Here is a 12,533-nt window from a genome sequence, read left to right on the forward strand (position 1 = left end):
CATGGCCGCTACCGCCACCATCGCGCCAGCACCCGCCGCCGAGCCGCCTCTCGATCGCCGCCGCATGGTGGCCTTCGTCTGCATGGTGTTCGGGATGTTCATGGCGATCCTGGACATCCAGATCGTCTCGGCGTCGCTTGCCGAGATCCAGGCCGGGCTCTCGGCCTCGGGCGACGAGATCCCCTGGGTCCAGACCAGCTATCTCATCGCCGAGGTCATTGCGATCCCGCTCTCCGGCTTTCTGTCGCGGGTGATCTCGACCCGCTGGATGTTCGTGGTCTCGGCCGGCGGCTTCACCCTGATGAGCCTGATGTGCGCGACCTCGACCTCGATCAACGAGATGATCCTGTGGCGGGCGCTGCAAGGCTTCATCGGCGGCGGCATGATCCCCACAGTCTTCGCCTCCGCCTTCACGATCTTCCCGCCCTCGAAGCGCCCCATCGTCTCGCCGATGATCGGCCTCGTGGCGACGCTCGCCCCCACGATCGGCCCGACGGTGGGCGGCTACCTCACGGACGCCTTCGACTGGCACTGGCTATTTCTCATCAACGTGGTGCCGGGCATCGTCGTCACCGTCTCGACCTACCTGCTCGTGGATTTCGACGAGCCCAACCTCGACCTGTTCAAGCGCTTCGACTGGTTCGGTCTCGCCTTCATGGCCGCCTTCCTCGGCTGCCTCGAATACGTGCTCGAAGAGGGGCCGAACCACGACTGGCTCCAGGACGAGGCGGTCTTCGCCTGCGCCATCGTCTGCGTCGTGGGCGGTGTCGCCTTCTTCTGGCGAGCACTCACGGCGGCCGAGCCCATCGTCGACCTGCGCGCCTTCTCCGACCGCAACTTCGCGGCGGGCTGCGTCTTCAGTTTCGTCCTCGGCATCGGGCTCTACGGCCTGACCTACCTCTACCCCGTCTATCTCGGGCGGGTGCGCGGCTACTCGGCCCTGCAGATCGGCGAGACGATGTTCGTCTCCGGTCTGTGCATGTTCGCCACCGCGCCCATCGCCGGTCGGTTCTCGGGCAAGGTCGATCCACGCATCCTGATGGGGATCGGCTTCACCGGCTTCGCCGCCGGCACCTGGATCGTCACCGGGCTGACCAAGGACTGGGATTTCTGGGAATTGCTGCTGCCCCAGGTCCTGCGCGGCTGCTCGCTGATGCTGTGCATGATCCCGATCAACAACATCGCGCTCGGCACGCTTCCGCCGGCGCGGATGAAGAACGCCTCCGGCCTCTACAACCTCACCCGCAACCTCGGCGGGGCGGTGGGCCTCGCCCTCATCAACACCGTCCTCAACGACCGCTGGGACCTGCATCTCGCCCGTCTGCACGAGCGCTTCACCTGGACGAACAACACCGTGCTGGAGCGGCTCGACATGACGCGCCGCCAGTTCGATGCGCTGGGCCTCGACGGCAACGCCATGGCCCTCAAGGCAATGATGAACACGGTGCGGATGCAGGGTCTGGTGATGGGTTTCACCGACGTCTTCCTGGTTCTGACCTTCCTGTTCCTCGCCATGGCCTGCGCGACGCCGTTGATCCGCCGGCCGCGCGCCGCCGCACCGGCGGGCAGCGGCCATTGAGACCACGGCTCCGGCCGAGCCCTTAACCGTCCACCGAGGAATTCGGGGACGGGCGAGCCGCATGCGACGATCTCGCCGGCCTCGCCCGGTTTGCGTTCGCTCCACCGCGATCCGATCTGCTATGGACGTGTGTTGGCCCCTCGCGGGGCCCTGAGGATCGACGAATGGACTTTCTAGCTTCGATGGGGGGGACGGCCTCCGGCTTCTTCGGGTCGGTGATCCCCTTCGTCATCGTGCTCAGCATCGTGGTGTTCGTCCACGAGATGGGCCACTTCCTCGTCGGCCGCTGGTGCGGGGTCGGCGTCCATGCCTTCTCCCTCGGGTTCGGCCCCGAACTCTTCGGCTTCAACGACCGCCACGGCACCCGCTGGAAGGTGTCGGCGATCCCGCTGGGCGGCTACGTCAAGTTCCACGGCGACGCCAACGGCGCCAGCGTGGCCGATCCCGCCGCCCTCGCGCGGATGACGCCGGAGGAGCGCGCCACGAGTTTCCCGGCCCAGAGCCTGGGCAAGCGCGCGGCCATCGTCGCCGCCGGACCCATCGCCAACTTCCTCCTCGCCATCGCGCTCTTTGCCGGGGCGATCTATGTCTCCGGCCGCTACGAGCTTCCGCCGCGCATCGACGGCGTGATGCCGGGCAGTGCCGCCGAGCGGGCAGGCTTCCAGCCCGGCGACCTCGTCACGTCCATCGACGGGACGCAGGTGACCAATTTCCTCGACATGCAGCGCACCGTCTCCGGCAGCGCCGGCGCCAGCCTCGCCGTCACCGTCGACCGCGGCGGCGAGACAAAGACCCTGACCGCGATTCCCGACGCGGTGGAGGAGCGCACGCCGTTCGGCAAGCACCGCCTTGGCCGCCTCGGCATCAAGGGACCGAACGGCGCCGACGCCCAGGTCCGGCATTACGGCCTCGTCCAATCCCTCGGGCTCGGCGTGTCGGAGACCTATTTCGTGGTCGACCGGACCATGAATTACCTCGGCAAGCTGGTGACGGGGCGCGAATCCGCCGATCAGCTCTCCGGTCCCATCGGGATCGCCCGCGTTTCGGGCGAGGTCGCCAAGGTCGGCGGTGTCGGCGGCCTCATCGGTCTCGTGGCGCTCCTGTCTGTCTCGATCGGCCTGCTTAACCTTTTCCCGGTCCCCCTCCTCGATGGCGGGCACCTGTTGTTCTACGCGTTCGAGGCCGTTCGCGGCCGTCCCCTGAGCGAGAAGACCCAGGAGATCGGCTTCCGGATCGGGCTCGCCCTGGTCCTGTTCCTGATGCTGTTCGCCGCCTGGAACGACATCCTGAATCTCGGCGCGTCCTGGTCCGGGCGGGGTTCCTGACCCGGCGCCATCGTCTTTGCGGCGGTGCGGAGCGCGCCTCTTGCAAGGTTGTGGATTTCTCCGTAACGCCCTGATCGAACTCGACAATCGAAAAGCCCGCCCGGTTCTCGGGGCGGGCTTTTTGCTGCAAATTGACGATTGATTCACCTTATCGAGTGATGAACGGGAACCGTTAAGTGACCGGAAGGCCACGTCTCCCCAAAATCCCCCCTACAGCCCAGGCCCGAGCGTTTGCTTCGCTCGGGAAACTCGGTAGAAGCTGAGCTTGGGACCAGGTGACGGGACGGTCGGATAACGACCGCCTGTCTGCGGGTGCAAACCCGGACTGTTAATAAATAGAGACGGGCGATTACATGATGTCGATGACGGGGAAGCGCCGGCGTAAGTCGGCCGAACGGACCATCGTCCTAGTCGCTGCCGCGGCCGCAGGGCTGGTTCTGGGCGGCACGGCTCAGGCGCAGCAGATCGTCGTCCAGGGTAACAAGCGCGTCGATGCCGACACGATCCGGTCCTACGTGACCGGGACGGCCTCGGGATCTCCCGAAGAGGCCCGCCGCAACCTGCTGGCGAGCGGCATGTTCTCCGACGTCAAGGTCTCGCGCAGCGGTGCCGGGACGGTGGTGACGGTACGCGAGAATAACCTCATCAACCGGGTCGTGTTCGAGGGGAACAAGAAGGTCGAGAAGGGGACGCTGGAAGCCGAGGTCGAGGCCAAAGCCCGCGGCGGCTTCAGCGAGGGCATCGTCCAGGCCGATCTTCAGCGTATCCGCGAGATCTACCGCCGCGCCGGCCGCGGCACCGCCAAGGTGAGCTTCCGCACCGTCGATCTGCCCAACGGCCGCATCGACCTGATCTACGTGATCGAGGAAGGCGACAAGACCGGCATCAAGGCGATCAACTTCGTCGGCAACAGCGCCTATTCCGAAAGCAAGCTGCGCGAGCTGATGAGCTCCTCGGAGATGAACTTCCTCTCGTTCATCAAGACCTCGGACGTCTACGATCCCGACCGGATCACCAACGATCTCGACCTCGTGCGCCGCTATTACCTGAAGAACGGCTATGCCGACTTCCGGGTGGTGAATGCCGATGCGCGCTACGTGGAAGGCGAGGGCGATGCCGGCTGGGTCATCACCGTGACCGTGGACGAGGGCCAGCAATACACCGTCGGCGCGGTGGCCATCGATTCGCGCCTGCCGGGTGTCGACACCCAGATCCTCGACGGCGAGGTCCGCGCCGCCGTGGGCGACGTCTACAACGCCGAGGACGTGGAGAAGACCCTCTCCGGCGTGACCAATCAGGTCGCCCGCCAGGGCTTCCCCTTCGCGCAGGTTCGCCCGACCGGCCAGCGCGACCGCGCCTCCCACACCGTGGCCCTCGGCTTCGTCGTCGAGGACGGCCCGCGCGTCTATGTCGAGCGCATCAACATCCGCGGCAACACCCGCACCCGCGACTACGTCATCCGCCGCGAGCTCGATCTCACCGAGGGTGATGCCTATAACCGCGTTCTCACCGATCGCGCCGAGCGTCGCCTGAACGGTCTCGGCTTCTTCAAGAAGGTCCGTTTCTCCAACGAGCCGGGCTCGTCGGCCGACCGCGTGATCATCAACATCGACGTCGAGGATCAGCCCACGGGTTCGTTCTCGGTGGCGGGCGGTTACTCCACCCAGGACGGCATCATCGGCGAAGTCTCGGTCTCCGAGTCGAACTTCCTCGGTCGCGGCCAGTATGTCCGCGTCGCCGGCACCGGCGGCCAGTACTCCCGCGGCGTCGACTTCTCCTTCACCGAGCCGTACTTCCTCGGTTACCGCCTCGCCGCCGGCTTCGACGCCTTCTACAAGTACAGTGATCTGACCCGCTACTCGCGCTACGAGACGACCGTCTACGGTGGCCAGATCCGCGTCGGCCTGCCGATTACGGAAGAGTTCGGCGTCACCTTGCGCTACTCGCTCTACAACACCGAGTTGACGATCCCGAACAGCACCAAGCGGCCGTATAACGACTGTTCGAACCCGATCCCCGGTTTCACTAACGTGAACCCGGTGGGCACGATCGATCCCGTGTCCCGTCTCAACACAGGCGGTCTAGCGTCCTACCCGGACAATTGCGCTTTCAATGGTGAAGCCTCGATTGCTCTGAAGGGGTCGACCGGCAATACGCTCACCTCGCTCGCCGGTGTGACGCTCGCCTACTCGACGCTGGACAATCTCGCCCAGCCGCGGAACGGCCTCTATGCCGAACTGAAACCCGAAATCGCCGGTCTCGGCGGCGACTCGAAATTCTTCCGCGTGGCCGGCGACATGCGCTACTATAAGGAGTTCTACGAGGACGTGGTCGGCTTCGCCCGCTTCCAGGGCGGCCATATCTCGCCGCTCACCGACGAGAAGCTGCGGATCACCGATCAGTACTTCCTCGGCCCGTCGCTCGTTCGCGGCTTTGCGCCCAACGGTATCGGTCCGCGCGACGTCGGCAGCGCCGACTCCCGTTCGAATGCCGTCGGCGGTACGACTTACTTCGGCGGTACGCTCGAAGTTCAGTTCCCGATCTACGGTATTCCGCGTGATCTCGGTCTGAAGGGCGCCGTCTTCGCCGATGCCGGTACGCTGTTCGGCTACAACAGCCGCACCCAGTTCAACGTGAACGGCGACGCGATCATCAACGGCATCGCACCCGGCGGGGCCTGTGCCTACACGGCGCTGGGTGCCGGAGCGATCACCGTCGAGCCGGAATGCCTGAACGTCCGCGACAAGATGACGATCCGCTCCTCGATCGGTGCGTCCATCCTGTGGAACTCGCCGCTCGGCCCGATCCGCTTCGATTACGCCTACGCCCTGACCAAGGACGAGGGCCAGAAGATCTACGACTCGAACGGTGGTTATCTCGGCCGCGTGGGCAAAGATCAGCTCCAGGCCTTCCGCTTCTCCGGCGGTTCGCGCTTCTGAGCCAAGACGCACGGGCTTCCTTCTCAAAGCCCGTGCGTTGTCGCATCATGTCTGATCCCATCTTCTTTGCATCCAGCACGGCCCTCAGCCTCGGCGACATCGCCGGGGCTGCAGGCATTTCCCTCCCAGAAGGCGCGGACCCTGCCGCGATGGTCGACGGCGCGTCTCCCTTGGAGACCGCAGGCCCCGGCGACCTCGCCTATATGGACAACGCCCGCTACGGCGATGTCCTGGCGCAGACGAAGGCGTTGGCCTGCCTCGTCTCGCCCCGCTTCGCGGCTAAAGTGCCACCGACGACGGTGGCCCTGGTCACCCGTGATCCGTACCGGGTCTATGCCGGCCTGCTGGCGCGCTTCCACCCGGAAGCCATGCGACCCCAGTCGCAATTCGCTACCGAGGGCGTTTCGCCCGGAGCCCATGTCCATCCCAAGGCGCGTCTCGAAGACGGCGTGATCGTCGATCCCGGCGCCGTGATCGGTCCCGGTGCCGAGATCGGTTCGGGGACGGTCATCGGCCCCAACGCCGTCATCGGCCCCAATGTCCGCATCGGCCGCGACTGTTCGATTGGGGCAGGGGCGACCCTGGCCTATGCCCTCGTCGGTAACCGCGTGATCCTTCATCCTGGCGCGCGCATCGGCCAGGATGGGTTCGGCTTCGCCATGGGACCGGGCGGGCATCTCAAGGTTCCCCAGACCGGCCGCGTCATCTTGCAGGACGATGTCGAGATCGGTGCCAACACCACGATCGATCGTGGTGCAGGCCGCGATACAGTGATCGGGGAGGGGACCAAGATCGATAACCTCGTCCAGATCGCCCATAACGTGGTCATCGGCCGCCACTGCGTCATCGTCTCGGGCGTGGGCATTTCCGGCTCGACCACGTTGGAGGATTACGTGGTCCTCGGCGGCCAGGTCGGCGTGGTCGGGCATCTGCGGATCGGCATGGGCTCGCAGATCGCCGGATCGTCGAACGTCAACCGCGACGTTCCGCCCGGAAGCCGCTGGGGCGGTACGCCGGCCAAGCCCGTGCGCACTTGGTTCCGCGAGCTCACCGCTCTCGCCCGCCTCGCGGAAAAGTCGGGCCGCGACACGGGTGAGCCTGCCAAGGACTGAGCCGGAACCGGCCCTGGCACGGGATGACCGGTTGCACGACTCTCCGAGACTTGCATCCGTCGGCGTTTATGCCGATGACGACGTTCGATTTTCTTCCAAGGTTCGGGGCGAGGCGTCAGGGGCGCCGGGGCGCCATGGGATTGTGCGATCGATGAGTGACATGCCGAAAGATCTGGGCTCGGCCGACATCCAGAAGATCCTGGAACTTCTGCCCCATCGCTACCCGTTTCTGATGATCGACCGCATCATCGAGATCGACGGAGATCGCTCCTGCATCGGGATCAAGAACGTCTCGTTTAACGAGCCGCAGTTCACCGGGCATTTTCCGGGCCTGCCGGTGTTCCCAGGCGTCCTGTTGATCGAGGGCATGGCCCAGACTGCCGGCGCCATCTGCTGCCAGCACATCAAGACCGACGAGATGCGGGCCAAGCAGGTGTTCTTCATGACCATCGACAAGTGTAAGTTCCGCAAGCCCGTCGTGCCTGGCGATACGGTGCGGTACCACATGACGAAGATGAACCAGCGCCGGACCATGTGGTGGTTCAAGGGCCAGGCGCGGGTGGGCGACACCCTCGTGGCCGAGGCCGAGATCGGCGCCATGCTGGTGACGGAATGACCGCCTTGGCCGAGATCCATCCGAGTTCCGTCATCGAAGACGGGGCCATGATCGGCGAAGGCGTGCGGATCGGCCCCTTCTGCCATGTCGGGCCGGAGGTCGTCCTGGGCGAGGGCTGCGAGCTCGTCAGCCATGTGGTCGTCGCCGGACGCACCGGAATCGGTCCCCGCACCAAGCTCTACCCCTTCTCGTCCATCGGTCATCCACCGCAGGATCTGAAGTTTCGCGGCGAGGCGTCGACGCTGACCATCGGGGCCGACTGCCTGATTCGCGAAGGCGTCACGATGAATCCCGGCACGGCCGGCGGCGGCCTCGAGACGGTCGTCGGCGACAAGTGCACCTTCCTGGCCAATTCCCATGTGGGGCACGATTGCCGGGTGGGCGATGAGGTCGTCTTCTCCAACAACGTCATGCTCGCCGGCCATTGCAGCGTCGGCGACTATGCGATTCTCGGTGGTGGAGCCGCCGTGATCCAGTTCGCCCGCGTCGGGGCCCATGCCTTCGTCGGCGGCCTCTCCGGGTTGGAGAACGATTGCATTCCCTACGGCATGGCGCTCGGCAACCGCGCCTATCTCTCGGGCCTCAACATCATCGGCCTGCAGCGCCGGGGCTTCGCCCGCGAGGATATCCATGCCCTGCGCAGGGCCTATCGCCTGCTCTTTGCTCAGGAGGGCACCCTGATGGAGCGTGTGGAGGACGTAGCGGCGGAGTTCGAGGCGCATCGTGCCGTTGCCGAGATCATCGCCTTCATCCGCGAGGGCGGAAAGCGCTCGATCTGCACCCCGCGCGAGAATCCGGGCTCGGCTTGACCGCCTCTCTTCAGCCGGCGTCCCTCGTCGATCCCCATCCGGAGGAGCGTCTGGTTCTGGTCGCCGGCGCGGGGCGGCTCCCCGAACTCGTGGCCGAATCCCTCGACAGGGCGGGACGCTCGTTCCGGGTGCTCGCCATCCGTGGTTTCGCTGAACGCCCGATGCGCGCACGCGCCGAGGCCACGGTCGATCTCCTCGACATAGCCGGCGCGTTGAAGGTTCTGGAGGCCTGGGGGCCGGCCTGCGTCATACCGGTGGGCGGAGTCTCGCGGCCCAACCCCGCCGCCATCCTCAACGCGGCGGCGGCCTTGCGGAATCGCGATGCCCTCCGGGCTATTTCGGGGGGAGGGGACGACCGGCTGCTGCGGGGCGCCCTCGTCCTTCTGGAGGATAACGGCCACCGCGTTGTCGGCATCCACGACGTGGCGCCGGACCTGCTGAGTCCAGAGGGGCAGCTTGGCCGCCTCGCGCCGGATCTCGCGGCGCGGGCCTCCATCGCCACGGGCTGCGGCATCCTCGCGGCATTGGCCGCCTACGATGTCGGCCAGGCGATCGTCGTCGCGGCACAGCGCGCGCTGGCGGTGGAGGGGCCGGAGGGCACCGACCGGATGCTCACCCGTGCGCGTGCCCTCGGGCGGAAACCGTTTGGATTGGGCACGGCCCAGCCCGGTACCGTGCTGGTGAAACTCGCCAAGACCGGCCAGGATCTCCGGGTCGACCTGCCGGCCATCGGTCCGCGTACGGTGAAGGCCGCCGCGGCGGCGGGCTGCGCCGGCATCGCCATCCAGGCGGGCTACACCCTCATCATCGACAGGGACGCCACGGTGGCCGAGGCCGACCGTGCGGGCCTGTTCCTCATCGGTTTGCGGATCGAGGCATGACCATGCATCTGTCCAGACGAATCTGGCTCGTCGCAGGCGAGGATTCCGGCGATCAACTCGGCGCCAAGCTGATGCGGGCGCTGTCGGACCTCTCCGGCGGGCAGGTGACGTTCGGTGGGGTCGGCGGCGAGGCCATGGCCGCGCAGGGCTTCGTCTCCCTGTTTCCCCTCGATGACGTGGCGGTGATGGGCTACCTGCCCGTGGCGGCACGCCTGCGCACCCTTCTGCGCCGCATTCGCCAGACGGTGCGGGACATCGTGGAGGCGCGCCCGGACGTCCTCGTCATCATCGACAGTCCCGGTTTCACCCATGCGGTCGCCTCGCGGGTGCGAAAGCGCCTGCCCGATCTGCCCATCGTCGATTACGTCTCTCCCAGCGTCTGGGCGTGGAGGCCCTGGCGTGCGGCGAAGATGCGGCCGTTCATCGACCACGTCCTGGCGCTCCTGCCCTTCGAACCGGAGGCGCATCGTCGGCTCGGCGGCCCGGACTGCACCTATGTCGGGCATCCGCTCATCGAGCGTCTGGCCGAGCTGCGCCCGGATTCCGCGGAGGCTGCGGCGCGGGAGGGGACGCCGCCGACCCTCGTGATCCTGCCGGGCTCGCGCCGCTCCGAGATCGAGCGGCTGATGCCGGTCTTCGGTGCCACCCTGGACCTTCTCGTGCAGCGATACGGGCCCATCGATGCCGTACTCCCGGCGGTCACACGCCATCGCGCCATGATCGAGCGATTGGCCCTCTCCTGGTCCCGCCCGGTGACGATCGTGCATGGCGAGGCGGCGAAATACGCGGCCTTCCGGCGGTCCCGCGCGGCCCTGGCGGCCTCGGGCACGGTCACCCTCGAACTCGCCCTGGCCGGCGTGCCGATGGTCGTCGCCTACAAGGTCTCGCGCCTCGAGGAGGCCGTGGCGCGGCGGCTGATCCAGGTGCCGACCATCGTGCTGCCGAACCTGATCCTCGGCGAGAATGCCATGCCCGAATTCATCCAGGCCGAATGCACCCCCGGGCGCCTGGGCGAGGCCCTGCTTCCGCTCCTTACGGGCGGCGCGGCGCGTGACGCGCAGGTGCGCTCGCTTCAACGCATCGACGGCTCGATGCGCCTCGCGGGCGATGACGAGCCGAGCCGCAAGGCAGCGAGAATCGTGCTGTCGGCGGCTCGCCCTGCGGTCAGCGGATCGTCGCCGACGTAAGCGCTTTCGGTCTCGCGCCCCGCATGACTTCCGAGGCCTGGAGGGCGCTCGGCGGAAGTGCCCGGTCGTCCGCCCCGCGTGTCGAGGACAGGAACGGCATGTCCGGTGTTCGCGCGGACTTGTCGCGTCCGAAGGCATAGCCGGCATTCACGCCCGCATAGAAGCCGGTGAAATCCTCGGCCTGCGCTGGCCCGGCGAAAGCCATCGGCAGGCACAGGCTCATCGTCATGAAGACGGTACGCATCGCTGCTCCCGGCACCCGGTATCGTCCCTTCGGATCGTATCGTTGGGAGACCGCCATAGGATTTCCTCCGACGATGCTGGATACGAAAAACGGCGACCCGAAGGCCGCCGCTGATTCGTCTCTCCGTGGGCAAGGCCGCGTCGCCGCGGTCTTCCCCAAAAGCTCTCTCACCGATCAGTAATCGGCGTTGATGCTCTGAGCCTCGCGGCCCTTCTGGCCGTCGATCACGCTGAGGGTGACCTGCTGGCCTTCGGCGAGGGACTCGAGACCGGCCCGCGACAGGGCCGAGCGGTGCACGAACACGTCCTTGCCGCCGTCATTGACGGAGACGAAGCCGAAGCCCTTGGCCGGGTCGTACCACTTCACGGTGCCGCTCATCTCGACAGAGGGACCGCTGGCGAAACGACCGCCACCGCCGCCAGCACCACCGCCGAAGCGATCGTTGCCGCCGCCGTAGCCGCCGCCGCTGAAGCGATCACCACCACCGAAACCACCGGCGCGGGGTGCGGGCGCACGACGCGGGGCCTCGGCCTCGGCCGTCGAGGTGTCGACGCTGGTCACGTCCGTGACCTGCGGACCCTTCTGGCCCTGCGCGGTATGGACGGTCAGGCGCGTGCCGGGAAGCAGATCGGCATGGCCCGCAGCCTCGACTGCGCGGATGTGAAGGAACGCGTCGCCGGAACCGTCAGCCAGTTCGACGAAGCCGAAGCCCTTCTCCTTGTTGAACCACTTGACCGTCGCGTCACGCTCCGGTCCAGAGGGAGCGGCTGCCGCACGGGCCGGACCACGATCGAAACCGCCGCCGCCACCGCCATATCCACCGCCGAAGCCACCGCTCGGGGGTGCCTGATCGGGCCAGCGAGGCTCGGCACCACCCTCATCGAAGCCGCGCTTCTGCGGCCCCCTGAAATCACGACCACGTCCCATCGAAAGCTCGCAAAAACCGTCCGCCGTCCATCTGTCTTTGAATACCGGGTGCGCGCCGTCCCAGACGGGCACTTCACCACACTATCATCACTCTCAGCAGCGGTGACCAAGACTAACGCCTTAGTCCTGACTGAATCTTGGCTCCCTCGCAAGGTGCTTCTCGCCGGTCTCTGCAAGGTTCCGCTGATTTCCTGCGACAGATTATGTACTCCGTTCCGTCGCCTGCCAGCCTTTCCGGTCGCAGGCCATTGCGTACAGGATGCGCAAACGCCATGCGGATGAACGACTTCGCGTTCCCAATTTTTCCTGATCGCGTTAGGAAAATGCACATCGATGGCCACTAGGATGCGCGCAGGCGCCTGCGAAAGCCGGTGGCCCGGAACCCCTGGCAGATGATCGCAACCCCGTCATTTCCGGATCTTTCGGCCCTCGTCGTGGACGAGAGCCTCTATATCCGCCGAATCGTTCGCGACATGCTGATGCGCGTGGGAATCAAGCGCGTCCTCGAAGCGCCGGACGGTGCCGAGGCGCTGGGTGTGCTGGCCGAGAGCAAGCCGGACATCACGATCATCGACTGGGACCTCGCCATTCTGTCGGGCGAGGAGTTCATCCGCCTCGCCCGCACACCCACCACGTCGCCGTCGCCCACCGTGCCGATCATCCTGATGCTGGCGCAGCCGCGCCGCAACGTCGTCGACCGCGCCATTTCCCTCGGGGTCAACGAGATCATCGCCAAACCGTTCTCGCCCAAGACCCTGTGGTCGCGCCTGGACGAAGTCATCAACCGGCCCCGGCCGTTCTCCCAGGTGAAGAGCCTCCTGCGTCCGGTACCGAGAATGACGGCAGCCGGCAAAGCCTTCTGACTCGATCACGGATCGAGGCTTTGCACTGACGCCCAAGGCCTGTAGGCTTCT

General features: G+C 66.4%; 11 protein-coding genes. 9 read left to right on the forward strand and 2 right to left on the reverse strand.

Features of this window, described 5'->3' with window-relative positions; genetic code table 11:
• Nucleotide 1: 1 nt before the first annotated feature.
• From ASF26_RS17850 to lpxB, 8 genes are all read left to right on the forward strand, one after another.
• Nucleotides 2-1,579, forward strand: coding sequence for a DHA2 family efflux MFS transporter permease subunit (locus ASF26_RS17850; protein ID WP_056257049.1), 1,578 nt, complete (start codon nt 2-4; stop codon nt 1,577-1,579).
• A 164-nt stretch (nt 1,580-1,743) separates the two neighbouring features.
• Nucleotides 1,744-2,904 carry an RIP metalloprotease RseP gene (gene rseP, locus ASF26_RS17855; RefSeq protein WP_026176144.1) on the forward strand — a complete coding sequence of 387 codons (1,161 nt, stop codon included), beginning with the start codon at nt 1,744-1,746 and terminating at the stop codon, nt 2,902-2,904.
• A 353-nt stretch (nt 2,905-3,257) separates the two neighbouring features.
• Nucleotides 3,258-5,843: an outer membrane protein assembly factor BamA gene (gene bamA, locus ASF26_RS17860; RefSeq protein WP_056257052.1), complete on the forward strand. Its 2,586-nt coding sequence runs from the start codon at nt 3,258-3,260 to the stop codon at nt 5,841-5,843.
• Between the two features lie 47 nt (nt 5,844-5,890).
• The gene (lpxD, locus tag ASF26_RS17865; RefSeq protein WP_056257054.1) at nt 5,891-6,955 is read left to right on the forward strand and encodes a UDP-3-O-(3-hydroxymyristoyl)glucosamine N-acyltransferase; all 1,065 of its coding nucleotides are present in this window, start codon (nt 5,891-5,893) and stop codon (nt 6,953-6,955) included.
• Nucleotides 6,956-7,106: 151 nt separating this feature from the next.
• Nucleotides 7,107-7,571, forward strand: coding sequence for a 3-hydroxyacyl-ACP dehydratase FabZ (gene fabZ, locus ASF26_RS17870; RefSeq protein WP_056140547.1), 465 nt, complete (start codon nt 7,107-7,109; stop codon nt 7,569-7,571).
• Nucleotides 7,568-8,380, forward strand: coding sequence for an acyl-ACP--UDP-N-acetylglucosamine O-acyltransferase (gene lpxA, locus ASF26_RS17875; protein WP_056257057.1), 813 nt, complete (start codon nt 7,568-7,570; stop codon nt 8,378-8,380). The genes fabZ and lpxA overlap by 4 nt, the downstream gene beginning before the upstream one ends.
• Nucleotides 8,377-9,261: a UDP-2,3-diacylglucosamine diphosphatase LpxI gene (lpxI, locus tag ASF26_RS17880; RefSeq protein ID WP_056257060.1), complete on the forward strand. Its 885-nt coding sequence runs from the start codon at nt 8,377-8,379 to the stop codon at nt 9,259-9,261. The genes lpxA and lpxI overlap by 4 nt, the downstream gene beginning before the upstream one ends.
• Complete coding sequence (lpxB, locus tag ASF26_RS17885) at nt 9,258-10,448, forward strand: lipid-A-disaccharide synthase (RefSeq protein WP_200925962.1); 1,191 nt, start codon at nt 9,258-9,260, stop codon at nt 10,446-10,448. Before lpxI ends, lpxB begins: the two co-directional genes overlap by 4 nt.
• Here lpxB and ASF26_RS17890 read toward each other — a convergent pair.
• Both ASF26_RS17890 and ASF26_RS17895 read right to left on the reverse strand, forming a co-directional pair.
• Nucleotides 10,426-10,692 carry a hypothetical protein gene (locus ASF26_RS17890; RefSeq protein ID WP_056257065.1) on the reverse strand — a complete coding sequence of 89 codons (267 nt, stop codon included), beginning with the start codon at nt 10,690-10,692 and terminating at the stop codon, nt 10,426-10,428. The two genes, lpxB and ASF26_RS17890, sit on opposite strands and share 23 nt — an antisense overlap.
• Before the next feature lie 174 nt (nt 10,693-10,866).
• A complete protein-coding gene (locus ASF26_RS17895; protein WP_056257068.1) occupies nt 10,867-11,619 on the reverse strand; it encodes a cold-shock protein in 753 nt (250 codons plus the stop codon).
• 392 nt (nt 11,620-12,011) lie between these two features.
• On the opposite strand from ASF26_RS17895, the gene ASF26_RS17900 reads away from it, so the two are divergent.
• Complete coding sequence (locus ASF26_RS17900; RefSeq protein ID WP_056257072.1) at nt 12,012-12,482, forward strand: response regulator; 471 nt, start codon at nt 12,012-12,014, stop codon at nt 12,480-12,482.
• Nucleotides 12,483-12,533 lie beyond the last annotated feature (51 nt).

Origin of the sequence: Methylobacterium sp. Leaf93, assembly GCF_001422345.1 — a bacterium.
Taxonomy (GTDB): domain Bacteria; phylum Pseudomonadota; class Alphaproteobacteria; order Rhizobiales; family Beijerinckiaceae; genus Methylobacterium; species Methylobacterium bullatum.

Excerpts from the sequence above, each read along its gene's own strand:
- ASF26_RS17850 (WP_056257049.1), top strand. The coding sequence starts at position 2 with ATGGCCGCTACCGCCACCATCGCGCCAGCACCCGCCGCCGAGCCGCCT.
- rseP (WP_026176144.1), top strand. The coding sequence starts at position 1,744 with ATGGACTTTCTAGCTTCGATGGGGGGGACGGCCTCCGGCTTCTTCGGG.
- bamA (WP_056257052.1), top strand. The coding sequence starts at position 3,258 with ATGATGTCGATGACGGGGAAGCGCCGGCGTAAGTCGGCCGAACGGACC.
- lpxD (WP_056257054.1), top strand. The coding sequence starts at position 5,891 with ATGTCTGATCCCATCTTCTTTGCATCCAGCACGGCCCTCAGCCTCGGC.
- fabZ (WP_056140547.1), top strand. The coding sequence starts at position 7,107 with ATGAGTGACATGCCGAAAGATCTGGGCTCGGCCGACATCCAGAAGATC.
- lpxA (WP_056257057.1), top strand. The coding sequence starts at position 7,568 with ATGACCGCCTTGGCCGAGATCCATCCGAGTTCCGTCATCGAAGACGGG.
- lpxB (WP_200925962.1), top strand. The coding sequence starts at position 9,258 with ATGACCATGCATCTGTCCAGACGAATCTGGCTCGTCGCAGGCGAGGAT.
- ASF26_RS17890 (WP_056257065.1), bottom strand. The coding sequence starts at position 10,692 with ATGCGTACCGTCTTCATGACGATGAGCCTGTGCCTGCCGATGGCTTTC.
- ASF26_RS17895 (WP_056257068.1), bottom strand. The coding sequence starts at position 11,619 with ATGGGACGTGGTCGTGATTTCAGGGGGCCGCAGAAGCGCGGCTTCGAT.
- ASF26_RS17900 (WP_056257072.1), top strand. The coding sequence starts at position 12,012 with ATGATCGCAACCCCGTCATTTCCGGATCTTTCGGCCCTCGTCGTGGAC.